Below are 20,742 nucleotides of genomic sequence, written 5' to 3'. Positions count from 1 at the left end.
GTCAGGAGGTGACCGCCTTGGCGGCCAGCCTGGCCTCGCGGCGCAGGTGCTTGGCCTCCCGCTTGGCGGCGCGGGAGGCGGCACCGGCTCGGTAGGCGAGCCCGGGCTTGCCGTCGGTGTCGACGGCGGCCAGCGCGAGACCACCGAGGATCGAGGCGTTCTTGGCGAAGTGCAGCAGCTGCTGCTGCTTGGTGGCCTCGTCGTCCTCGGCCCAGAAGGCGTGGCCGGCGACGGTCGTGGGGATGATCGAGGCGGCGAGCACGGCGCTGGAGACGCGCGGAGCGGTGCCGCGGGCAAGCGAGATCGCCGCGACGAGCTGCACCGCCGCGTTGAGGCGCACCTGCGTGGCGGGGTCGTGGGGCACCGGGAGCCCGGCCTTCTCCAGCTGCGGCACGATCTTGTCGGTGACCGGCTTGGCCTTCGACGCGAGCGCGTCGGCGTTCTTCAGCGCGCTGTAGGCGCCGACGGCGAAGGTCGAGGCGAGCAGGGGGCGGGCGACGAGGCGGATGATGCTCATGGCTCATCCTTACCCAGCCGGCACGGCCCCCAACCTGTCGGGGGATCGGGATAGCCTCGCGCACGTGTGCGGTCGCTACGCCTCGAGCCGGAAGCCCGAGGACCTCGCGGAGGAGTTCGAGGTCCGCGGCGAGCTGCCGCACCTCGAGCCCGACTTCAACGTCGCCCCCACCAAGCAGGTCTACGCCGTGGTGGAGCGGCCGCCGGCGAAGGACGAGGAGCCCGAGAGGGAGCCCGAGAGACAGCTGAGGGCGCTCACCTGGGGCCTGGTGCCCTTCTGGGCCAAGGACCCCAAGATCGGCAGCCGGATGATCAACGCCCGCGTCGAGACGCTCGCCGAGAAGCCCGCCTACCGCCAGGCCTTCGCCAAGCGCCGCACGCTGCTGCCGGCCGACGGCTACTTCGAGTGGTACGAGACCGAGCAGCGCACCAAGGCGGGCAAGCCCCGCAAGCAGCCCTACTTCATCCGGCCCGCCGACGGCGGGCTGCTCGCGATGGCGGGGCTCTACGAGATCTGGCGCGACCCCGACCGCGCCGACGACGACCCCGAGCGCTTCCTCTGGACCTGCACCGTCATCACGACCTCGGCCGAGGACTCCGTGGGCCGCATCCACGACCGGATGCCGATGATGCTGCCGCGCGAGCGCTACGCCGACTGGCTCGACCCGCGCCGCACCGAGACCGACGACCTGCTCGGCCTGCTTGAGCCCGCCGCCCCCGGTCGGCTCGAGGCCTACCCCGTCTCCACGCTGGTCTCCAACGTCCGCAACAACGGTCCCGAGCTGCTCGAGCCGCTCCCGCTGGAGGAGCTCGCCGACGAGGCGCCCGCTCCGGTGGAGGGCCGGGGCTGATGGTCTCCGAGCGGCTGGTCAGCACGCCCCGCGGCGAGGCCCGCCTCGTCGTACGCCGCGCGCAGCGGCCGATCGCCACCCTGGTGCTCACCCACGGCGCCGGCGGCGGCATCGACGCGCCGGACCTGCAGCTGCTGGCCCTGCGGCTCCCGCGGCACGACGTCTCGGTGACGCTCGTCGAGATGCCGTGGCGGGTGCAGGGCAAGCGGCTCGCGCCGGCCCCCGCGGCGATCGACGAGTGCTACGTCGCCGCGCTCGACGCGATGCGCAGCCGGGCCCCGCTGGTCGTGGGGGGCCGCAGCGCGGGGGCACGCTCGGCGTGCCGCGTCGCGCGTGACGTGGGCGCCCGGGCCGCGCTGGCCCTGGCCTTCCCGCTGCACCCACCCGGCCGGCCCGAGAAGTCGCGGCTCGTCGAGCTGCAGCGGGCGCGGGTCCGCACCCTGGTCGTGCAGGGGGAGCGCGACCCCTTCGGCGCTCCCGAGGAGTTCCCGGCCGACCTCGACCTGGTGCCGGTGCCCGAGGCCGACCACTCCATGAAGGTCCGGGCGCGTGCGCCGGTGACCCAGGAGGAGGCGCTCGGCGTCGTCCTGGAGGCGACCCTGGAGTGGCTGGTGCGGGAGTTCGCGGGCGGCTGACCCACGGTCGCCGGCGGGACGGGAATCCCCCGGGGAGGGGTGGTGTTGGCACCAGTGACGACGCCGTCGCCCTGCGACACCCCAGCCCGAGGAGGCCACGTGATCCGCGCGTTCAACAGCACCCTGGAGCGATCGGCCGACGCTCCCGAGCAGCACCTGCGTGCGCTGCGTCCTGACGCGGGGCCCACCGCCGGCGCACCGCTATCGTGGAGGGTGATGACCTCCGCACCTGACGACCTCGAGGCCCCTGTCGACGTCGAGACCGAGACCGACGCCGAGCGGCAGCTCCGCTTCGAGCGTGACGCTCTGCCCTTCCTCGACCAGCTCTACTCGGCGGGGATGCGCATGACGCGCAACCCCACCGACGCCGAGGACCTGGTGCAGGAGACCTTCGCCAAGGCCTACGCCAACTTCCACCAGTTCCGGCCCGGCACCAACCTGAAGGCCTGGCTCTACCGGATCCTGACCAACACCTTCATCAACACCTACCGCAAGAAGCAGCGCCAGCCCCAGCAGTCCATGGCCGAGGACGTCGAGGACTGGCAGCTGGCCCGGGCGGAGTCCCACAGCTCCTCGGGGCTGAAGTCGGCGGAGATGGAGGCGCTCGAGCGGCTCCCGAGCTCCGACGTGACCGACGCGCTGCAGCGGCTCCCCGAGGACTTCCGGCTCGCGGTCTACCTCGCCGACGTCGAGGGATTCCCCTACAAGGAGATCGCCGAGATCATGGAGACGCCGATCGGCACCGTGATGTCGCGGCTGCACCGCGGTCGGCGGCAGCTGCGTCAGATGCTCACCGACTACGTGCGCGACAACGACCTGCTGCCCGAGGCGACCATCGAGGCGAAGGGGGGTGCACGATGAGCGAGCCCAACGCCCAGGACTGCTCCGAGGTGCTCGGTCGGGTCTTCTTCTTCCTCGACAACGAGCTCGACCAGGCCGACTGCAGCCAGATCGAGCAGCACCTCGAGGAGTGCGGACCCTGCCTGGCCCGCTACGACCTCGAGCGCACCGTGAAGACCCTGGTGCGCCGCTCCTGCTCCGAGCAGGCGCCCGACGGTCTGCGTGAGCGCGTCATGGTCTCCATCGACCAGGTGCGGGTCGAGATCCGCAGCGAGTAGGGCCCCGATTAGGCCCCGTGGTCGCGACCTGGGACCATGGACGCCGTCCCAGCACCCAGGAGGACCCCATGGGCAAGACCGGCCGCAAGCGCCGCGCGCGCAAGAAGAAGGGCGCGAACCACGGCAAGCGCCCCAACGCCTGACCCTCGGGTCAGACGAGCTACCCGAGCCCCGGACCAGGTGGTCCGGGGCTCGTGTGCGTGCTGAGAGGATCGGGTCATGAGCGATCCCGCCCCCGATCTCGGCCAGCTCCTGGTCCAGGGCCACGAGATGATCCTGGAGAGCATCCGCGTGCACCACGAGCGCTGGGGCCTGGGCGACGAGACGCGCTGGACGCTGGACCAGCGCGAGGGCCTGGTCCGGTGGGACCTCGGCGAGCGCACGGCGACCGCGCCGGCCCAGGTGCTCGGCTCCTGGAGCCCCGACTCGGGCACGTTCGTCTGGTCGTGGGACAACGAGACCATCCTGGCGCCGCTGCGGCGTACCGCTGAGCAGGTGCGCGCCTGGGGCGTCGAGCACGAGGTCTTCGCGCTGAGCGCCTCGCCGCTGCGGCTGGAGGAGCAGCAGGCGATGGACCTTGTGGCGCTGGCCTTCCGGGTCGGGGGGTGCCGGGGCCTGGTGCCGCCGGCGCGCGGTGCGCTGGCGTCGTACGTCGTCTTCGGCGAGGTCACGATCACCGAGGCCGACGGCTCCACCGACACCTTCGAGGTGAGCCAGCCGTGAGGATCACCACCGACCTCGCCGCCACGCTGACGCGCACCGTCGCCGAGGCCGACACCGCCGCGGCGGTCGGCTCCGGGAGCCTGCCCGTGCTGGGCACGCCGGTGCTGCTGGCGTGGTGCGAGGCCGCCACGTGTGCCGCGCTCGAGCCGGCGCTGGAGGACGGCGAGACCAGCGTCGGCACCCGCGTCTCCCTCGAGCACCAGGCGCCGTCCGTGGTCGGGGCCGAGGTCGAGGTGAGCGCCTCCGTCGTCCACGTCGACGGCCGCCTGGTGCGCCTCTCCGTCGCCGCCCGGCAGGGCGGCCGCCTGGTCGGCTCCGGCGAGGTCAGCCGCGTCGTCGTCGGCACCGAGCGCTTCCTCTCCCGCCTCTCCTGACCCGCCGAGAGGTCACAGGCTTCCCGCCGAGAGGTCACTCCCTGACCGTCGAGAGGTCACTGGCGTGCAGTCTCGGGACCCTGGCGGTCAGGGAGTGACTCCTCTCGGGTCAGCCAATGACCTCTCGGCTGCCAGGGAGTGACTCCTCGGCGGTCAGGGAGTGACGTCTCGGCGGGCGTAGGCGAGCAGGTGGACGCCGGGGGTGGGCGACCAGTCGTCGTCGGGGGCGCGCTCGAAGCCCAGTCGCTCGTAGAGCCGGTGGGCGCTGGTCATCTGCGCCATCGTCGACATGCGTACGCCGAGCAGCCCGCGGCGGCGCGCCTCCTCGAGGCAGTGCCGCACCAGCGCCTCGCCGACCCCGCGCCCGCGGGCGACGGGGTCGACGGCCAGCATCCGGAACTCCGCCTCGTCGTCGCGCGCGATCTCGCGCATCGACGACTCGGGCGGGCAGAAGGTGACCGAGCCGACGACGGGTCCGCCCTCCTCGAGTCGCGCGACCCACAGCTCGGCCTCCGTCGCGCGCCCCGCCGCGTCCTCGAGGTGGGCCACGTAGGCGTCGTCGGCGGCGACGTAGGTGCCGACGTACGCCGCCACGGTGATGCGGGCGGCCTCGGCGACGTCGTCGGACGCCGCGCGCGTGACCAGGGGCGGCACGACGACCTCAGATGCCGAAGGTGTTGCGCGGGTACGCCGCCTCGACGTCGGTGATGACGTTGACGAGGTAGGGGACGCCGGAGGCGAAGGCCCGGTCGAGCGCGGGCCCGATCTGCCGCGGGTCGGTGACGGTCTCGCCGGCGCCGCCGAGGGCGGTGACCACCTCGTCGTACCGGGTGCGCGGGGTGAGGTCGGCGGCGACGTCGTAGCCGTAGAGCATCTGCATCGGCCCCTTCTCCAGCCCCCAGGCGCCGTTGTTGCCGCAGACCATCACGACGGGCAGGTCGTGGCGCACCAGCGTGTCGACGTCCATCAGCGACATGCCGGCGGCGCCGTCGCCGTAGAGCAGCACGACCTGGGCCGACGGGCGGGTCAGCCGTGCGGCGATGGCCCCGCCCATGCCTGCCCCGAGGCAGCCGTAGGGACCGGGGTCGAGCCAGCCCCCGGGGCGCTGCGGCTCGACGTACTTGCCGGCGAAGGAGACGAAGTCGCCGCCGTCGCCGATCACCACCGAGTCCTCGGCCAGCCGCGGCACCAGCTCGCCGTAGATCCGCGCGGGGTGGATCGGGTCGGCCTCGGCCGCGAGCAGCTCACGGTCGCGCTCGGCGGCGGCGCCCACGGTGTCCTGCAGCTCGCTGACCCAGCCCTGCCAGTCGGGGCGCCGCGAGAGGCCGAGCACGCCCTCGCGGACGGCGTCGAGCACGAGGGTCAGGTCGCCGGCGGCGCGTCCGGCGAGCTCGGCGTGGCCGGAGAGCTGGCCCGGCGAGTCGGCGAGGTGCACCACGCGGGCGGGGGTGGCCCCGTCCTTGCCGCCGAAGACGCCGTACCCCAGGCGGAAGTCGAGGGGGGTGCCGACCACCACCACGAGGTCGGCGCCGTTGAAGGCGGCGCCGCGCGCCTTGGTCACCAGCAGCGGGTGGCCGCCGGGCACCAGCCCGCGGCCCATGCCGTTGGTGATGGTGGGCAGGCCGGCGTCCTCGACCAGGCGCAGCGCGGCCTCCTCGGCCCCGTCGGCCCAGACGTCGGTGCCGAGCACCAGGACCGGACGCCGCGCCTCCCCGAGCAGGCGGACGACGTCCGCCAGCGCGTCGGGGTCGGGCTCCAGTCGCTGCCGGGCGGCCGGCACGGGTCGCGCCGTCGTGGCGGTGTCGAAGAAGGCGTCCATCGGCACGTCGACGAAGACCGGTCCGCGGTGGGAGGAGCCGGCGGAGGTGAAGGCCTCGTCGAAGCCGTCGGCGACCTCGGCCGCGGTGTGGATGGTGCGCGCCAGCTTGGAGACCGACGCGACGATCGGCGGCTGGTCGAGCTCCTGCAGCGAGCCGCTGCCCCAGCGGTTGGACGGCGCCCGCCCGCCGACCACGACCATGGGCGAGCCGGCGAACTGCGCCTGCGCGATGGCGCTGACACCGTTGGTGACCCCGGGTCCGGCGGTCAGCACCGCGAGGCCGGGGGTGCGGGTCAGCTTGCCGGTGGCCTCGGCGGCGAAGGCCGCGGTCTGCTCGTGGCGGACGTCGAGGATGCGCATCGGGGGGTCGGCCGTGACCGCGCCGTCGTACATCGGGAAGACGTGCGCCCCGGAGAGGGTGAACATCGTCTCGACGCCTTGCGCGCGGGCGACGGCGACGGCGTGCTTGCCGGCATGGGCCTCGACGGGGCCGTCGGCCGACGCGGTCGTGGTGTCCTCGGGAGCCTGGGTCATGCGGCCGAGGGTATCCCTACCCGCCAGTAGCAGGCAGTGGTCTCTACCCTGTCGTGGTGCCGTCGCTGCGACCGCTCGCCCGAGCCCACACCGACCTCGGCGACGACGACGTCGCATGGTTGCTGCGCCTGGTCGCCGACTGGCAGATCGTCGCCGACCTCAGCTTCGCCGACCTGGTGCTGTGGCTCCCGGCCGCCGACGGGTCGGGCTACTACGCGGGTGCGCAGATGCGGCCCACCACAGGACCCACGGCGCTCGTCGACGACGTGGTGGGCAACTTCATGGCCGTGGGCCGGCGTCCGCTGGTCGACGCCGCCCTGCGCGACGGCCGGATCGCGCGGGAGGGCGACCCGGAGTGGCGCGACGACGTGCCGGTGCGCGTGGAGGCGATCCCGGTGCGCCGCGGCGAGCGACTGATCGCGGTGGTGGCGCGCAGCACCAACCTCCAGGGCGTGCGCACGCCCAGCCGGCTCGAGCTGTCCTACCTGCAGGCGGCCAGCGAGCTCTCGCAGATGATCGCCCGCGGCGGCTTCCCGCACCCCGACGACAGCACCGACCACGCCGACAGCCCCCGCGTGGGTGACGGCTTCCTGCGTCTCGACGCCGAGGGACGCGTGGTCTACGCGAGCCCCAACGCGCTCTCGGTCTACCGCCGGCTCGGCCTCGTGGGCGACCTCACGGCGCGGTCGCTGCCCGAGGTGACCCGCGAGCTGGTGCCGCCCGCGATGCGCGTCGACGAGGAGGTCGTCACCGGCGTGCTCGGCGGCCGCGCCCCCGGTGACACCGAGCTGGGCAACGCCGCCGCCACGATCGTGGCGCGGTCGCTGCCGCTCGCCCCGGCCGGGAGCCGCACGGGGGCGCTGGTGCTGCTGCGCGACGTCACCGAGCTGCGGCGCCGCGAGCGCGAGCTGGTCACCAAGGACGCCACCATCCGCGAGATCCACCACCGGGTGAAGAACAACCTGCAGACCGTGGCCGCGCTGCTGCGGCTCCAGGCGCGGCGCCTGAGCGCGCCGGAGGGACGCCTGGCGCTGGAGGAGGCCGTACGCCGCGTGGGCTCGATCGCCGTCGTGCACGAGACGCTGAGCCAGGCCTTCGAGGAGAGCGTCGACTTCGACGACGTGGCCGACCGGCTGACGCGCCTGGTGGCCGACGTCGGTTCGACGGCGCGGCCGGTGCGCGCGCGCCGCGAGGGCAGCTTCGGCGCGCTCGACGCGGAGGTCGCGACGCCGCTGGCGATGGTCTTCACCGAGCTGCTCCAGAACGCCGTGGAGCACGCCTACCCGGAGGGCTCGCCCGTCGCGGAGCCGGGCTCGGTGACCGTGCGCGCGGGGCGGGCCGACGGCATGCTGCGGCTGGCCGTCGTCGACGACGGGGGCGGGCTGCCCGCCGGCTTCTCGCTGGAGGCGTCGACCAGCCTCGGGCTCTCGATCGTCCGGACGCTGGTCGAGGAGCTCGGCGGGTCGCTGCGGCTGCTGCCACGTGAGGACGGTCCGGGGACCCGCGCCGAGGTCACCGTCCCGGTGCCGTAGGTGGCAGCGGCGGTGGGCTCAGGCGGTGCGCACCCGGGCGCGCGCGTTGCGGCGCTTGAGCGCGCGACGCTCGTCCTCGCTCATCCCGCCCCAGACGCCGTGGTCCTGGCCGGCCTCGAGGGCCCACGCCAGGCACTGCTCGCGCACGTCGCAGCGACGGCAGACCTGCTTGGCCTCCTCGACCTGCATGATCGCCGGTCCCGTGGTGCCGATGGGGAAGAACAGCTCCGGATCCTCATCGAGGCATGCGGAACGGTGGCGCCAATCCATGGGTGAGGGTGTCCTCCGGCTAGCTCGTGAAAGTCTTCACTAGATGTCCCGGTCAGCGGCGATGTGAGGACCGGGTAGGCACGCCGGACCAGGTTGTGATCGGGCGCACGAAGACCAGCCTGGCAACTCCGCGCGCGGGACACAACCCCTGGGACAGGTCAGGTGGGTCACAGACCGTCCGGGAATAGTGGATCACACCTGCCCGGACGGACGGGTCCAGCCCTCCCTGACGCCCTGCGCCACCGAATCCGTCGTCGCTGTCCCCGCGGGGCGAGCACGTGCCCCGAGGCTTAGGGTCGTGACGTGGAGTCCGAGCCTGGTGAGCCGAGTGGCCCCGAGAGTAGCCCAGCGGGTGGTCCGGTGAGTGGCCCCGGGGCGCCGGCCCCGCTGGTGACCGCGGCCGGCCTCACCTTCGTCCAGGGACTCCTTGTGGTGCTCGGGGCGGTCGCCGAGGCGCTCTCCGTCGTCCCCGACCGGCTGGTCCTGGGCCTGAGCACCACCGTCTTCTTCACCCTGTGCGGCGCGGCGCTGCTGCTGTGCGCGTGGGGGCTGAGCCGGGTGCGGCCGTGGGCGCGGGGGCCGGTGCTGCTCGCGCAGCTGGTGTGGCTCGGCCTGGCGTGGAACTTCCGGGAGACTTGGCAGGTCTCGGTCGCGCTCGTCGTGGCCGCCACGGCCGTGCTGGCGGGCCTGCTGCACCCACGCTCGATCCTGGCCATCGAGACGGTGCGCGACGCGGACGCGGGCTAGTCCGAGGGCTCAGCCGACCTCGCGCATCTCGCTGCGCAGCTGCTCCAGCGTGCGGTTGAGCAGCCGGGAGACGTGCATCTGCGAGACGCCGATCTCGGCGGCGATCTGGCTCTGCGTCATCCCCTTGAAGAAGCGGAGCAGCAGGATGCGCCGCTCGCGCTGGGGGAGCAGCTCGATGAGCGGCTTGATCGACTCGCGCACCTCGACGTGCGCCAGCGCCTCGTCGTCGGCGCCGAGGTTCTCCAGCAGGCTGGCGGGGGAGTCGGGGTCGCCGTCGCCCGCGTCGAGCGAGACCGTCGAGTAGGCGTTGGCCGACTCCAGCCCCTCCAGCACCTCCTCGACCTCGCGGCCGAGGTGGTCGGCGATCTCGCGCGCCGTGGGGGAGCGCCCCAGGTCCTGCGACAGGTCGGCCGTGGCCTTCGTGATGGCCATGCGCAGCTCCTGGAGCCGTCGCGGCACCCGGATGGCCCAGCCCTTGTCGCGGAAGTAGCGCTTGATCTCGCCGATGATCGTCGGGGTGGCGTAGGTCGAGAACTCCACCCCGCGCGAGACGTCGAAGCGGTCGACCGACTTGATCAGCCCGATCGTGCCGACCTGCACCAGGTCGTCGAAGGGCTCGCCGCGGTTGCGGAAGCGCCGGGCGCAGTGCTCCACCAGCGGCAGGTGCAGGTGCACCAGCGCCTCGCGGCACTCGCGCCGGCGGGCCACCGAGGTCGTCTCGGCGTACATCTCGGCGAAGAGCGCGCGGCTCGAGGCGCGGTGGTCGACCCCGTCGACCCGGGGACCCACGACGCCACCCGCCACGGCGTCAGGCCGAGATGCTGGAGCGGACGCTGAAGCTGACCCAGAGCTCGGAGCCCTCGCGGTGGGTCAGCACGTCGCTGGTCAGCGCGGTGAGCACCTGCCAGCCGAAGCTGTCCTCGTCGGGGTCGGCCCCGCGGGCGGCCCCGGCCGAGATGGAGACGCGGATCGACCCGTCGCTCAGGTCGTACGACGCCCGCAGGTCGCCCTCGCTGTCGGCGTGCTCGAGCACCAGCGCACAGGCCTCGCCGACGGCCATCCGCAGGTCCTCGATGTCGTCGAGGGTGAAGTCGAGCCGGGCGGCGAGCCCGGCCGTGGTCATGCGCAGCACGGCGACGTACGCCGACTCGGCGGGGAGTCGGAGCTCGACGTCGGACCTGGTGCGCATGTTGCCTTCCTGAGGGGGACGGGAGTGACGCATGCGAACAGCGAGGCCCACCCTAGTCGTCCTCCTCCCGCCCCGCTGGCAAACGCCCGGGGCCACCACGCGGCCTCGTGCCACGAGGGCCGGGACGCACGACGCCCCCCGCGCCCGGAGGGGCGGCGGGGGGCGTCGCAGGAGTCGGCGCAGAGTGCGCTCAGCCCTTCTTGGTCTCCCAGAAGATCTCGGCGATCTCGTCGATCTTGGCCAGCAGCTCGTCGGCCTTGGCGACGTCGAGCTCCCCCTTGGTGCCGGAGGCGCCGGCCAGCTTGGTGGCCTCGTTGACCAGCTGGTGCAGCTGCGGGTACTTCTCGAAGTGCGGGGGCTTGAAGTAGTCCGTCCACAGCACCCAGAGGTGGTGCTTGACCAGCTCGGAGCGCTGCTCCTTGATGAGGATCGCGCGGGTGCGGAAGTCGGCGTCGTCGCTGTCGAGCGCCTTGGTGATGACCGCCTTGACGGACTCGGCCTCGATGCGGGCCTGCGCCGGGTCGTAGACCCCGCACGGGAGGTCGCAGTGCGCGGAGACCTCGATGGTGGGGGCGAGCAGGTGCTGGAACATCCGGTGTCTCCTCGGGTTCGGCTGACAGTCGGTCGGAGATGGCGCACGGACCGCGCCGTGGCTGTCTGTGACACTACTGCGGTCGGCGTGCGCCGTCCCAGCAGGTACCCGAGGAGCGGTGGGCTGATGCGTGGCCAGCGGTGGGGGATCGCGGTGGTGCGCGGCAGGTCGATGGAGCCGACGCTGCGCGACGGCGACCGCCTCTGGGTGCGGTACGCCGCCGTGCCCCGCCCCGGCGCCCTCGCCGTGGTGCGCTTCCGCGACGGGGTGCTGGCGGTGAAGCGGCTCGAGCACCCGGACGCCGACGGCTGGTGGGTCGCGCGCGACAACCCGGTGGAGGGCCGCGACAGCTGGTCGGCCGGCGCGGCGGTCGTGGTCGGCGTCGTGCCGGTGCGGGTGTGGCCACGCCCACGTCGGCTGCGCGCGCGCCCTGTGCGACCATGAGCCCGGGTCACACCCCGCCTCCGCGTTGCTCCGCCGCCCGCACCCGGGCACCGTGCGTCGAGCTCCGCGCCCGCTGATCCGCCCCGCCACCAGGAGTCCTCCCGCATGGTCCCCACCGAGCCCGTCCCCTCCAGCACCACCACCGGCACCCCCATCGACAGCCCCACCGACGGCCCGGCCGACGCCTTCACCGGCGACCCCGTCTTCGAGCTCCACCGCGGCGGCAAGATGGAGATCTCGGCCGCGCCTCTGGAGGGCCCCGAGGACCTCGCGATGGCCTACACCCCGGGCGTCGCCCGGGTGTGCGAGGCGATCGCGGAGCAGCCGGACCTGGCGCTCGACTACACCTGGACCTCCAACACCGTGGCCGTGGTGACCGACGGGTCCGCCGTGCTCGGCCTGGGCAACATCGGTCCCTCGGCGGCGATGCCGGTGATGGAGGGCAAGGCGGTGCTCTTCAAGCAGTTCGCGGGCGTCGACGCCGTCCCGATCTGCCTGGACACCCAGGACGTCGACGAGATCGTCGAGACGGTGGTGCGACTGGCCCCCAGCTTCGGCGGCATCAACCTCGAGGACATCTCGGCCCCGCGCTGCTTCGAGATCGAGGAGGCGCTCAAGCGCCGGCTCGACATCCCCGTCTTCCACGACGACCAGCACGGCACCGCGGTGGTCGCCCTCGCCGCGCTCGAGGGCGCGCTGCGGCTGACCGGCCGGCTGGCCGCCACCACCAGCGTGGTCGTGGGCGGAGCCGGGGCCGCCGGCGTCGCCGTCACCAAGATCCTGCTGGCCGCGGGGATCGGCCGGGTGACGGTGACCGACCGCCAGGGCGTCATCCACACCAGCCGCGACGACCTCAACCCCTCCAAGCGCGCGCTCGCCGAGCTCACCGCCGGCCGCACCTCCGACCCCGGCGACCTGGCCTCCGCGATGGCGGGGGCCGACGCCTACATCGGCGTCTCCGGGGGCACGGTGCCCGAGGAGATCGTGGCGAGCATGGCCCCCGACTCGATCGTCTTCGGCCTGGCCAACCCGCACCCCGAGGTGCACCCCGAGGTCGCGCACCGGCACGCCCGCGTCGTGGCGACCGGCCGCTCCGACTACCCCAACCAGATCAACAACGTGCTGGCCTTCCCCGGCATCTTCCGCGGGGCCTTCGACGTGCGGGCCTCGGCCATCACCGAGGGCATGAAGCTCGCCGCGGCCCACGCGCTGTGCGAGATCGTGGGCGAGGACCTGCGCGAGGACTACGTCGTGCCGTCGCCCTTCGACCCGCGCGTGGCGCCCGAGGTGGCCGCGGCCGTGGCGGCGGCCGCCAGGGCCGACGGGGTCGCCCGCCGCTGAGGCCCGCGGCGCGCGCGGCGCCGCAGTGGGTACGGTCGCCCCATGTTCGCCGTGTACGCAGACTCGTTCAGCAAGGACAGCCCGCTCGATGGCCTGGTGGTCGGTGAGCGCCCCGACCCCGAGGTGCCCGACGGCTGGACCACGGTGACCGTGAAGGCGGCCTCGCTCAACCACCACGACCTGTGGTCGCTGCGCGGCGTGGGCCTGCGCGAGGAGTCGCTGCCCATGATCCTGGGCTGCGACGCCGCCGGGCTCGACGAGGACGGCAACGAGGTGGTGGTGCACGCCGTCATCAACGACCCGTCGTGGCGCGGCGACGACACCCTCGACCCCAAGCGGTCGCTGCTCAGCGAGCGCCACCAGGGCGCCTTCGCCGACAAGGTGGCGGTGCCGCGCGGCAACGTCGTGCCGAAGCCGGCCTCGCTGTCCTTCGAGGAGGCCGCGTGCCTGCCCACGGCGTGGCTCACCGCCTACCGGATGCTCTTCACCCGGGGCGGGCTGCGCGCCGGCGACACCGTGCTCGTGCAGGGTGCCGGCGGCGGGGTCGCGACCGCCGCGATCGCGCTCGCCCGTGCCGGTGGCCTCCGCGTGCTCGCGACCAGCCGCGACGAGGGCAAGCGCTCCAGGGCGCTGGAGCTGGGGGCCCACGAGGTCTACGAGTCGGGTGCCCGGCTGCCCGTCAAGGTCGACGGGGTCATCGAGACCGTCGGCAAGGCCACCTGGTCGCACTCCGTCCGCTCGCTGCGGCCCGGAGGCGTGATCGTCACCAGCGGCACCACCAGCGGACCCGACCTCGACGACGCCGAGCTGACCCGGATCTTCTTCCTGCAGCTGCGGGTGGTCGGCTCGACCATGGGCACGCGCAGCGAGCTCGCCGCCCTCGCCACGCTGCTCGACGCGACCGGCACCTCGCCGGTGATCGACCGGGTGCTGCCGATGGAGCAGGCAGCGGAGGGCTTCGCCGCGATGGCTGACGGCGACGTCTTCGGCAAGATCGTCTTCACTCGATGAGCCACCCGGTCGTCCCCGGGAGGCGCCACCTGCTCAGCGGTGCGGGCTCGGGCATCGGCGAGGTCCTCGCCGACCGGCTCCACGCACGAGGCGACGACCTCGTGCTCCTGGCGCGCTCGGCGGAGCGGGCCGAGCAGCTGCGGGCGCGCTGGGAGGGAGCGGCCACCGTGGTCGGCGACCTGGAGGACCCGGCGTCGCTGGCCTCCCTCGGGCTGCCCGACCGGCTCGACTCCGTGGTGCACTCCGCGGGGGTGGTGGGCCTCGGCACCGTCGCGGAGCTGGAGGTCGCGTCGTGGCAGCGGCAGCTGACCGTCAACCTGGTGGCCGCCGCCGAGCTCACCCGGCTCACGCTCCCGGCCGTGCGCGCGGCCGCGGGCACCTACGTCTTCGTCAACTCCGGCGCCGGGCTCAACGCCCGCGGCGGTTGGGGGGCGTACGCCGCGTCGAAGCACGGGCTCAAGGCGCTCGCCGACGCGCTGCGCCAGGAGGAGCAGGAGCACGGCGTGCGGGTCACCTCGCTCTACCCCGGCCGGGTGGCGACCCCGATGCAGGAGCAGGTGCACGACGCAGAGGGTGCGGCGTACGACCCGACGGCGTGGATCCAGCCCTCGACCGTCGCCGACGCCGCGCTGCACGTGCTCGACCTCCCGCGCGACGCCACCGTGCCCGACCTCAAGCTGAGCCGGCCGTGAGCGCGTCGGTGTCCCCGCCGCCGGAGCGGACCTTCGGTGGCCGCGGCAAGTGGGCCGAGGTGCTCGCCTACGCCGGCCTGGCCGTGGGAGCCGGCCTGCTCGCCGCGCTGGTGCGCGCGCTCGACGCCGAGCTCCCCGCCATGCGGGCGCTCTTCTGGTACGCCGTGGCCGGCGCCGTCGCCTCGGCCGCGCTGAGCCTGGCCCTCGCCGTCACCCGCCGGCTGCCCACCCTGGAGGACGGCACGATCGGGGGCCGGCCCGCGTCGGTGGTGCGGTCCTGGGGGCCGCACTGGTGGTTCTCCCGGGTCATGGACGTCGCCCTGGTCTCGCTCGGCGTCGTCCTCGTCGTGCTGGGCTCGCAGGCCGCGACCGATCCGCTCGTGTGGGCGATCCCGCCGGCGGTGGTCGCCGCGTGGTTCGCCGGACTCGTGGTGCTCGCGCTGACCGGCCGACGCAACCGTGAGGCGCTGTGGGTCACCGACGACCGCGTGGTGCACGAGTCGCGACGGGGGCGGCGCTCGGTCGCGCTCGCCGACGTCGAGCGCGTCTGGGCCGGGTCCGGCTCCGAGCGGCTGATGGTGCGCTCCGAGCGGCCCGTCGACGTCGAGACCCGGTGCCCGCGGCTGTGGGGCGGCCGGCGGCTGCTGCAGCCCGACCACGTGCTCGCCGTCGACTGCTCGCTGATGGGCCACAGCGCCGACGCCCTGGCCACCTGGCTGCAGGGCCGTGCCGGTGTGGGCGCCACCGGTGCCTCGGTGGCCGAGCGCCGCCGTCGCCGACGCGAGGTTTGAGAAGCCGCGCGCGGTCGCACAATGTGGTCGTGTCGACTAGCGAGCCCGTGCGCCCCCAGATGCCCCCGGTCGTCTATGTGCCGACCACCGACGAGTCCGACCCCGCCCAGCGCCGGGTCGTGATGCACCAGGTGGAGGACGGCCGCACCGCCCTCTACACCTACTCGGCCCCCGATCGCCTCGACGACTTCTACCTCGCGGGCCACCCGTGGGTGCTGATGGACGTCGCCACCCTCCAGAAGGTGCACGACCAGACGCCGTACGACCTGCTCTTCGTCGACGTCTCGCCGGCGCTCGGCGAGGGGGACGTCGAGGGGGACGGCGACCGCGAGCAGGTGGCGCCGTGAGCATCGACGTCGACCGCGGGGTGCTGGCCGGCATCGCGAGCAGCCTCGACGCCGCGGCCACCGGGCTCGACGACCTCGAGGGTGGCGTCCCGAGCAACGTCGACGCCGGCCCGATGAGCGCCGTCGTCGCGAGCATGCTGAGCCAGGTGGTCAACAGCGCGGGCAACACCTCCGAGGCGCTGCAGGGGGCGGCCGAGCTGGTGCGCACCTGCAGCGACTACTACGGGCGGGCCGACGCCGAGTCCTCCGCCACGCTCTCCGAGATCGAGTCGGTGATGGACGAGTGAGCGGCGTCGAGACCCGCATCGAGGGCTCGCCGGGCGGCATCGAGGGCGCGGCCACCTGGCTGCGGCAGTCGCTCGCCCCCCAGCTCGACGGCGCCGGCGAGGCCTTCAACGGCGCCCGCCGCGACGCCGACGCGTCCTGGCTGAGCACAGCCGGCGACGAGTTCTCCGGCACCATGAAGCGCGCCCGCGACCGGGTCGACGACCTCGAGTCCGCCTGCCGCGCGATGGCGGACGACCTCGACGACTTCGCCGGCGACCTGCGGCGCTGCCAGGAGGACATGCGCGAGGTGCGCACCACCGCCCGCGACGCCGGCCTGACCGTGGCGGGCACCGTCGTGCAGGACCCGGGGCCCGGCCCCGCCCGGCCGCCGGACGACTTCACCGGCACCGACGCCGAGGTGGAGGCCCACAACCAGCGCGTGGCGGCGTACGACGACCACCAGGACCTCATCGCCGCCTACAACGCCGCCTCGACCGAGGCGGCGCGCGTCGACCGGGCCTACGCCGCGGCGTGCAACTCGCTCAACGACGAGTACCTGCCCGGCCAGCACGCGGCCTGGATCGCCACCGTCGGCGACATCCTCGGCGACTCCGCGGCGGGGGTGCTCGCCGGTCTGGGGATCAACCACTCCTCCCGGCTGCAGGTGCGCGCCCAGGACCTGCTCGACGAGGCCTCCCGGCTCATCGACGACCTGCAGGCCAATCCCGACCGCTACCTCAAGCGCAAGTGGTTCATCTTCCAGACCCTCGACGAGGCGCGCCTGGAGGCCGACCGCCTGGCCATCGAGGGCCGGCTCAACGAGGCGCAGCAGCTCCTCGACGACGCCGAGGCCGCCCGGGGTGGCCCGACGGGTCGGGGCGCGCGGGTCGTGCGCGGACTCGGACGCATCCTGGGTCCGGTCGGTCTCGGCCTGGGGATCTACAACGACTACCAGGAGGGGGAGACCACCGAGCAGATCATCGTCAGCCAGGGCGCCTCCTTCGCCCTCGGTGCCGGCATCGGTGCAGGTGCCGGCGCGCTCGCCACCATCGGCACGGGCGCCGCGATGGGCGCGGCCTTCGGCTCGGTGGTGCCTGGCGTGGGCACGGCCGTCGGGGCCGTGGTCGGCACCGTCGTCGGCGCCGGCGTCGCGATCTTCGCCGACGGCGCGATCGACTCGCTCTTCGAGAACGGGCCCGACGTCGGCGAGGCGTGGGACTCGGGCGTCGAGGCGCTCCAGGACACCGGCGAGGCGATCGGCGACTTCGCCTCCGACGTGGGCAGCACGGTCGGCGGCTGGTTCAGCTAGGGCGCGCAGACAACTCGCTCGCGCCGGGCCGCGGCCCGGGGAATGATCGCCGTGGTCGATGAGTTCGGCCCAGGACGGCGGTCTCCCCTGCGTGACCGTGACCAGCGAGCAGCAAGGACCTCCCATGCGAGCGGGCGACGCCCAGACCACCGACCTCGACGGCGCCGCCGCCGAGGGCTCCCGCGACTACGGCGTGCTGCGCTGGCTCGTGGCAGCCACCTTCGTGGTGATCCTCAACGAGACCACGATGGTCAACGCCATCCCGGCTCTCATGGCCGACTTCGACGTCGACGCCTCGGCGGCCCAGTGGCTCACCACCGTCTTCATGCTGACGATGGCCGTGGTCATCCCGACGACGGGGTGGCTGCTGCAGCGGCTGCGCACCCGGCAGGTCTTCGCCCTGGCGATGGTCACCTTCAGCGTCGGCACGCTCGCGGCCGCGCTGGCCCCCACCTTCGGCGTCCTGCTCGTGGCCCGGGTCGTGCAGGCGAGCGGCACCGCGGTGATGCTGCCGCTGCTGATGACGACGCTGATGTCGATCGTCCACGAGTCCGACCGCGGCCGCGTGATGGGCAACGTGACGCTCGCGATCTCGGTCGCCCCCGCGCTCGGCCCGACGGTGTCGGGCTTCGTGCTGCAGGAGCTGTCGTGGCGCTGGATCTTCGTGCTGGTGCTGCCGATCGCCGGCGTCATCACCGCCGTCGGGCTGCGCCACCTCGTCGACGTCGGCGAGACCGGACCCCACCCGCTCGACCTGGTCAGCGTCGCGCTGGCCGCGATCGGCTTCGGCGGCCTGGTCTACGGCCTGAGCGAGCTCGGCGAGGGTGCGGGCGGTGGCACGGCGTACGTCGCCGCGGCCGCGGGCGTGGTCGGCGTGGTCGTCTTCGTCCTGCGCCAGCGCGCCCTGGCCCGCTCCGGCGAGCCGCTGCTCGACCTGCGCACGCTGCGCATCCCGACGTACGCCCTGTCGCTCGCCGCGATGTCGCTCGGCTTCATGTCCATGCTCGGCGCGATGATCCTGCTGCCGCTGCACCTGCAGGAGCAGCGGGGGCTCAGCCCGCTCGCCACCGGCCTGCTGGTCATGCCCGGCGGCATCGCCATGGGCCTGCTCGGCCCGCGGGTCGGCCGGCTCTACGACCGGCTCGGCCCCCGGCCGCTCGTGATCCCGGGGGCAGTGGGCCTGCTGGCGGCCTCGGCCGGCCTCGCGCTGCTGCTGCCGTACGCCGCGACGTGGGGCCTGCTCACGCTGCACGTCCTGCTGATGGTCAGCCTGGCGGGCCTCTTCACCCCGCTCTTCACCATGGGCCTCGGAGCGCTCCCGCCGCACCTCTACTCCCACGGCAGCTCGCTGCTGGGCACGCTGCAGCAGGTGGCCGGCGCCGTCGGCACCGCGGCCGCGATCTCGGTGATGACCGCTCGCACCGCTGCGGTGCTCCAGTCGGGCGGGAGCGAGCACGACGCCGGCGTCGAGGGCATCCGCTGGGCCTTCGGCAGCGGGGCGGTCGTGGGCGTGGTGACGCTGGTCGTCGTCCTCGCCCTGGTGCGCCACCGTCGCCGCGCCGCCGAGGACCGCACGGGCGAGCCCGTGGCCGAGGCCGCCTGAGCCGGAGCCGCCGGTCGCCGCTCAGTCGGCGCGCGAGCGCCACTGCAGGCCGCCGACCAGCAGCATCCGCAGCTGGGTGCGGGCGCGGTCGGCGACCTCGGTCTCCTCGCTGGGGGCCGCGCTGAGCAGCGCCTCGGTGATGCCGACCATCAGCGTGACGATCAGGTTGGAGAGCACCCGCAGGTCCTCGCCGGTCCAGCTGGGCGGCACCAGCCGCGCCAGGTCGGTGGCCAACTCGCGCTCCACCAGCTCGATCTGGTGACCGATCGCCTCGCGCACGGCGGGCGGGCCGGCCCGCCGCTCCCGGGAGATGAACTCGAAGTGGGCGTGGCGCTCGCGGGTGTGCTCGACCAGCACGCTCACCGACTGGTCGATGATGTCGCGGAACTGCGGGTCGGTGGCCCGGACGTCGCGCAGCATCGCGCGCAGCGAGGCGAAGGAGTCCTCCACCAGCACCAGCCCGAGGTCTTCGATGGAGTCGAAGTGGCGGTAGAAGGCGGTCGGCACGATGCCGACCTCCTTGGCCACCGCACGCAGCGAGAGCGCCACCAGGCTGCTGTCCTCGCAGAGGGTCAGCGCGGCCTCGATGATGGCGCGACGGGTGCGCTCCTTGCGCTCGCCCCGCGACTCCGGGCGGGCCTGTGCGCCCGCGCCGTGCCCCCCGGGGCCGCCCGCCGCGACCGCTGGTGTCATGAAAGGAGCATATGGCCCCGTCAGGGGGTGGGGTCGGCCGCGGTGGCGGCGGTCGCGTCGTCCGCCCGGTGCGCCAGGCGCCCGTCGAGGTAGACCCGGCGCACCCGCTCGCGCAGGCCGCGCACGTCGTCGGGGTCGCCGTCGACGACGACCAGGTCGGCCCGCTGGCCGGGCCGGATCCGGCCGCGGTCTGATCCGACGCCGAGCAGGTCGGCGGCCGAGCCCGTCGTCGCCTCGAGGGCGTCGCGGGGGGAGAGTCCCGCCTCGGTCATCAGGCCCAGCTCCTCGAGGTTGGTGCCGTGAGGTCCGACCCCGCAGTCGGTGCCCATGGCGATGCGCACCCCCGCCTCGTGGGCCAGCCGCACACTCGCGACGTGCGCCTCGGCGACCTGGTGGGCCTTCTCCACGGCCGCGCGCGGGATCGGCACGCCCGCGTCGGCCGCGGCGATCACCGCGCGGGGGGCGTGCAGCGTCGGCACCAGCCAGGTGCCGTGCTGCACCATCAGGTCGACGGTCTCGTCGTCGAGGTAGATGCCGTGCTCGATCGAGCGGACGCCGTTGCGCACCGCCGCCTGGATCCCCTCGGTGCCCTGGGCGTGCGCCATCACCTCGATGCCCGCGGCGTGCGCCTCGGCGACCATCTCCTGGATCTCGTCGTCACGGAAGTGCGCGTGGCGGGGGTCGTCGTTGGGGGAGAGCACCCCACCGGTCGTGGCCACCTTGATCACGTCGGCGCCGGCCCGGACCAGCTCGCGCACCCGCTGCCGCACGGCGTGCGGCCCGTCGACGAGGCCGCTCGGCCGGCCCGGGTGGGTGACCATGAAGGGCGCGTCGCCGCCGCAGACGTGCCAGTCGTCGCCGTGCCCGCCGGTCTGGCTGAGCATGGTGATGGCGACCTGCAGCCGCGGGCCGGGGATCATGCCGCGCTCCAGGGCCGTGCGGATGCCGAGGTCGGCGCCGCCGGCGTCGCGCACCGTGGTGATGCCGGTGCGCAGCGTCGTCGCGAGGTTGGCCGCGGCGCTGTAGAACTGCAGGCTGAAGGGCGTCTCGAGGATCCGCATCAGGCTGGGCGCGTCGAGGGTGACGTGCACGTGGCAGTCGAAGAAGCCCGGGGCGACGTAGCCGCCCGCGCAGTCGACGCGCTCGTCGCCGTCGAGGTCGGTGCCGACCTCGACCACCCGTCCGTCCTCGACGGCCACCTCGCCGGGCGCCGCCGCCGCGGTCGTGCCGTCGTACACCTGTCCGCCTGCGAAGACCGTGCGTGCCATGCGCCCGACCCTACGAGCGGTGTGATCCCGGTCGCGTCGGGGCCCGCGCCGGCCGGGCTGACGGGCTTCGTGGGGG

At 73.9% G+C, this 20,742-nt stretch carries 27 protein-coding genes; 18 read left to right on the top strand and 9 right to left on the bottom strand.

Features of this window, described 5'->3' with window-relative positions:
• Window position 1: 1 nt before the first annotated feature.
• Window positions 2-517: a DoxX family membrane protein gene (locus IG63_RS0102170; protein ID WP_030482739.1), complete on the bottom strand. Its 516-nt coding sequence runs from the start codon at window positions 515-517 to the stop codon at window positions 2-4.
• Window positions 518-581: 64 nt separating this feature from the next.
• Here IG63_RS0102170 and IG63_RS0102165 point away from each other — a divergent pair, with 64 nt between their 5' ends.
• From IG63_RS0102165 to IG63_RS0102135, 7 genes are all read left to right on the top strand, one after another.
• Complete coding sequence (locus IG63_RS0102165) at window positions 582-1,367, top strand: SOS response-associated peptidase (RefSeq protein WP_030482738.1); 786 nt, start codon at window positions 582-584, stop codon at window positions 1,365-1,367.
• Window positions 1,367-2,002, top strand: a complete 636-nt coding sequence (locus IG63_RS0102160) for an alpha/beta hydrolase family protein (RefSeq protein ID WP_030482737.1) — start codon at window positions 1,367-1,369, stop codon at window positions 2,000-2,002. The genes IG63_RS0102165 and IG63_RS0102160 overlap by 1 nt, the downstream gene beginning before the upstream one ends.
• Window positions 2,003-2,218: 216 nt before the next feature.
• Complete coding sequence (locus IG63_RS0102155; protein ID WP_036194308.1) at window positions 2,219-2,863, top strand: sigma-70 family RNA polymerase sigma factor; 645 nt, start codon at window positions 2,219-2,221, stop codon at window positions 2,861-2,863.
• Window positions 2,860-3,120, top strand: coding sequence for a mycothiol system anti-sigma-R factor (rsrA, locus tag IG63_RS0102150; RefSeq protein WP_030482735.1), 261 nt, complete (start codon window positions 2,860-2,862; stop codon window positions 3,118-3,120). Before IG63_RS0102155 ends, rsrA begins: the two co-directional genes overlap by 4 nt.
• Window positions 3,121-3,188: 68 nt before the next feature.
• Entirely contained in the window at window positions 3,189-3,263 is a 75-nt protein-coding gene (locus tag IG63_RS23945; protein ID WP_369759046.1) for a 50S ribosomal protein bL37, read from the top strand.
• Between the two features lie 76 nt (window positions 3,264-3,339).
• Window positions 3,340-3,843: a DUF6882 domain-containing protein gene (locus tag IG63_RS0102140; RefSeq protein WP_051706047.1), complete on the top strand. Its 504-nt coding sequence runs from the start codon at window positions 3,340-3,342 to the stop codon at window positions 3,841-3,843.
• Window positions 3,840-4,217 carry a thioesterase family protein gene (locus IG63_RS0102135; protein ID WP_051706046.1) on the top strand — a complete coding sequence of 126 codons (378 nt, stop codon included), beginning with the start codon at window positions 3,840-3,842 and terminating at the stop codon, window positions 4,215-4,217. The genes IG63_RS0102140 and IG63_RS0102135 overlap by 4 nt, the downstream gene beginning before the upstream one ends.
• Before the next feature lie 153 nt (window positions 4,218-4,370).
• Here IG63_RS0102135 and IG63_RS0102130 read toward each other — a convergent pair whose 3' ends face one another.
• Window positions 4,371-4,871 carry a GNAT family N-acetyltransferase gene (locus IG63_RS0102130; RefSeq protein WP_030482732.1) on the bottom strand — a complete coding sequence of 167 codons (501 nt, stop codon included), beginning with the start codon at window positions 4,869-4,871 and terminating at the stop codon, window positions 4,371-4,373.
• 7 nt (window positions 4,872-4,878) lie between these two features.
• Window positions 4,879-6,570: an acetolactate synthase gene (locus IG63_RS0102125; RefSeq protein ID WP_030482731.1), complete on the bottom strand. Its 1,692-nt coding sequence runs from the start codon at window positions 6,568-6,570 to the stop codon at window positions 4,879-4,881.
• 56 nt (window positions 6,571-6,626) lie between these two features.
• Here IG63_RS0102125 and IG63_RS0102120 point away from each other — a divergent pair, with 56 nt between their 5' ends.
• Window positions 6,627-8,102 carry a sensor histidine kinase gene (locus IG63_RS0102120; protein WP_030482730.1) on the top strand — a complete coding sequence of 492 codons (1,476 nt, stop codon included), beginning with the start codon at window positions 6,627-6,629 and terminating at the stop codon, window positions 8,100-8,102.
• Window positions 8,103-8,120: 18 nt separating this feature from the next.
• Here IG63_RS0102120 and IG63_RS0102115 read toward each other — a convergent pair whose 3' ends face one another.
• Window positions 8,121-8,372 carry a WhiB family transcriptional regulator gene (locus IG63_RS0102115; RefSeq protein ID WP_030482729.1) on the bottom strand — a complete coding sequence of 84 codons (252 nt, stop codon included), beginning with the start codon at window positions 8,370-8,372 and terminating at the stop codon, window positions 8,121-8,123.
• Between the two features lie 360 nt (window positions 8,373-8,732).
• On the opposite strand from IG63_RS0102115, the gene IG63_RS0102110 reads away from it, so the two are divergent.
• Window positions 8,733-9,119: a hypothetical protein gene (locus IG63_RS0102110; protein ID WP_157209980.1), complete on the top strand. Its 387-nt coding sequence runs from the start codon at window positions 8,733-8,735 to the stop codon at window positions 9,117-9,119.
• 9 nt (window positions 9,120-9,128) lie between these two features.
• Here the strand turns inward: IG63_RS0102110 and IG63_RS0102105 are convergent, their stop codons facing one another.
• From IG63_RS0102105 to sodN, 3 genes are all read right to left on the bottom strand, one after another.
• Window positions 9,129-9,923 (bottom strand): RNA polymerase sigma factor SigF, encoded by a 795-nt coding sequence (locus IG63_RS0102105; protein WP_030482727.1) that lies wholly within the window; start codon window positions 9,921-9,923, stop codon window positions 9,129-9,131.
• Between the two features lie 4 nt (window positions 9,924-9,927).
• Window positions 9,928-10,308: an ATP-binding protein gene (locus tag IG63_RS20340; RefSeq protein ID WP_036194159.1), complete on the bottom strand. Its 381-nt coding sequence runs from the start codon at window positions 10,306-10,308 to the stop codon at window positions 9,928-9,930.
• 190 nt (window positions 10,309-10,498) lie between these two features.
• The gene (sodN, locus tag IG63_RS0102095; protein WP_030482725.1) at window positions 10,499-10,900 is read right to left on the bottom strand and encodes a superoxide dismutase, Ni; all 402 of its coding nucleotides are present in this window, start codon (window positions 10,898-10,900) and stop codon (window positions 10,499-10,501) included.
• A gap of 126 nt (window positions 10,901-11,026) precedes the next feature.
• Here sodN and IG63_RS0102090 point away from each other — a divergent pair, with 126 nt between their 5' ends.
• From IG63_RS0102090 to IG63_RS0102050, 9 genes are all read left to right on the top strand, one after another.
• Window positions 11,027-11,344 carry a S24 family peptidase gene (locus IG63_RS0102090; RefSeq protein ID WP_030482724.1) on the top strand — a complete coding sequence of 106 codons (318 nt, stop codon included), beginning with the start codon at window positions 11,027-11,029 and terminating at the stop codon, window positions 11,342-11,344.
• A gap of 105 nt (window positions 11,345-11,449) precedes the next feature.
• Window positions 11,450-12,685: an NAD(P)-dependent malic enzyme gene (locus IG63_RS0102085; protein WP_030482723.1), complete on the top strand. Its 1,236-nt coding sequence runs from the start codon at window positions 11,450-11,452 to the stop codon at window positions 12,683-12,685.
• Window positions 12,686-12,727: 42 nt separating this feature from the next.
• Window positions 12,728-13,696 (top strand): zinc-binding dehydrogenase, encoded by a 969-nt coding sequence (locus IG63_RS0102080; RefSeq protein ID WP_030482722.1) that lies wholly within the window; start codon window positions 12,728-12,730, stop codon window positions 13,694-13,696.
• Window positions 13,693-14,388: an SDR family oxidoreductase gene (locus tag IG63_RS0102075; protein ID WP_030482721.1), complete on the top strand. Its 696-nt coding sequence runs from the start codon at window positions 13,693-13,695 to the stop codon at window positions 14,386-14,388. The genes IG63_RS0102080 and IG63_RS0102075 overlap by 4 nt, the downstream gene beginning before the upstream one ends.
• Window positions 14,385-15,179, top strand: a complete 795-nt coding sequence (locus tag IG63_RS0102070; RefSeq protein ID WP_030482720.1) for a hypothetical protein — start codon at window positions 14,385-14,387, stop codon at window positions 15,177-15,179. Before IG63_RS0102075 ends, IG63_RS0102070 begins: the two co-directional genes overlap by 4 nt.
• A gap of 29 nt (window positions 15,180-15,208) precedes the next feature.
• Window positions 15,209-15,526, top strand: coding sequence for an SAV_915 family protein (locus IG63_RS0102065; RefSeq protein ID WP_157209979.1), 318 nt, complete (start codon window positions 15,209-15,211; stop codon window positions 15,524-15,526).
• A complete protein-coding gene (locus tag IG63_RS0102060; RefSeq protein WP_030482718.1) occupies window positions 15,523-15,813 on the top strand; it encodes a hypothetical protein in 291 nt (96 codons plus the stop codon). Before IG63_RS0102065 ends, IG63_RS0102060 begins: the two co-directional genes overlap by 4 nt.
• Window positions 15,810-17,102 carry a hypothetical protein gene (locus IG63_RS20335; protein ID WP_036194156.1) on the top strand — a complete coding sequence of 431 codons (1,293 nt, stop codon included), beginning with the start codon at window positions 15,810-15,812 and terminating at the stop codon, window positions 17,100-17,102. Before IG63_RS0102060 ends, IG63_RS20335 begins: the two co-directional genes overlap by 4 nt.
• Before the next feature lie 124 nt (window positions 17,103-17,226).
• Window positions 17,227-18,705 (top strand): MDR family MFS transporter, encoded by a 1,479-nt coding sequence (locus IG63_RS0102050; RefSeq protein WP_084596499.1) that lies wholly within the window; start codon window positions 17,227-17,229, stop codon window positions 18,703-18,705.
• A 21-nt stretch (window positions 18,706-18,726) separates the two neighbouring features.
• On the opposite strand, the gene IG63_RS0102045 is transcribed toward IG63_RS0102050, so the two are convergent.
• Complete coding sequence (locus IG63_RS0102045; protein WP_084596497.1) at window positions 18,727-19,398, bottom strand: TetR family transcriptional regulator; 672 nt, start codon at window positions 19,396-19,398, stop codon at window positions 18,727-18,729.
• Window positions 19,399-19,418: 20 nt separating this feature from the next.
• Entirely contained in the window at window positions 19,419-20,666 is a 1,248-nt protein-coding gene (locus tag IG63_RS0102040; RefSeq protein ID WP_051706044.1) for a metal-dependent hydrolase family protein, read from the bottom strand.
• Between the last annotated feature and the right edge of the window lie 76 nt (window positions 20,667-20,742).

Source organism: Nocardioides aequoreus (assembly GCF_000720335.1).
In the GTDB taxonomy this organism is placed as follows: domain Bacteria; phylum Actinomycetota; class Actinomycetes; order Propionibacteriales; family Nocardioidaceae; genus Marmoricola; species Marmoricola aequoreus.
This window is presented reverse-complemented; position numbering and strand designations above follow the sequence as displayed.

Bases quoted from the DNA above. Each gene is read 5' to 3' on its own strand.
- sodN (WP_030482725.1), bottom strand. From the start codon at position 10,900: ATGTTCCAGCACCTGCTCGCCCCCACCATCGAGGTCTCCGCGCACTGC.
- IG63_RS20340 (WP_036194159.1), bottom strand. From the start codon at position 10,308: ATGCGCACCAGGTCCGACGTCGAGCTCCGACTCCCCGCCGAGTCGGCG.
- IG63_RS0102170 (WP_030482739.1), bottom strand. From the start codon at position 517: ATGAGCATCATCCGCCTCGTCGCCCGCCCCCTGCTCGCCTCGACCTTC.
- IG63_RS0102115 (WP_030482729.1), bottom strand. From the start codon at position 8,372: ATGGATTGGCGCCACCGTTCCGCATGCCTCGATGAGGATCCGGAGCTG.
- IG63_RS0102155 (WP_036194308.1), top strand. From the start codon at position 2,219: ATGACCTCCGCACCTGACGACCTCGAGGCCCCTGTCGACGTCGAGACC.
- IG63_RS0102040 (WP_051706044.1), bottom strand. From the start codon at position 20,666: ATGGCACGCACGGTCTTCGCAGGCGGACAGGTGTACGACGGCACGACC.
- IG63_RS0102140 (WP_051706047.1), top strand. From the start codon at position 3,340: ATGAGCGATCCCGCCCCCGATCTCGGCCAGCTCCTGGTCCAGGGCCAC.
- rsrA (WP_030482735.1), top strand. From the start codon at position 2,860: ATGAGCGAGCCCAACGCCCAGGACTGCTCCGAGGTGCTCGGTCGGGTC.
- IG63_RS0102125 (WP_030482731.1), bottom strand. From the start codon at position 6,570: ATGACCCAGGCTCCCGAGGACACCACGACCGCGTCGGCCGACGGCCCC.
- IG63_RS0102080 (WP_030482722.1), top strand. From the start codon at position 12,728: ATGTTCGCCGTGTACGCAGACTCGTTCAGCAAGGACAGCCCGCTCGAT.
- IG63_RS0102160 (WP_030482737.1), top strand. From the start codon at position 1,367: ATGGTCTCCGAGCGGCTGGTCAGCACGCCCCGCGGCGAGGCCCGCCTC.
- IG63_RS0102090 (WP_030482724.1), top strand. From the start codon at position 11,027: ATGCGTGGCCAGCGGTGGGGGATCGCGGTGGTGCGCGGCAGGTCGATG.
- IG63_RS0102045 (WP_084596497.1), bottom strand. From the start codon at position 19,398: ATGACACCAGCGGTCGCGGCGGGCGGCCCCGGGGGGCACGGCGCGGGC.
- IG63_RS0102050 (WP_084596499.1), top strand. From the start codon at position 17,227: ATGCGAGCGGGCGACGCCCAGACCACCGACCTCGACGGCGCCGCCGCC.
- IG63_RS0102085 (WP_030482723.1), top strand. From the start codon at position 11,450: ATGGTCCCCACCGAGCCCGTCCCCTCCAGCACCACCACCGGCACCCCC.
- IG63_RS0102075 (WP_030482721.1), top strand. From the start codon at position 13,693: ATGAGCCACCCGGTCGTCCCCGGGAGGCGCCACCTGCTCAGCGGTGCG.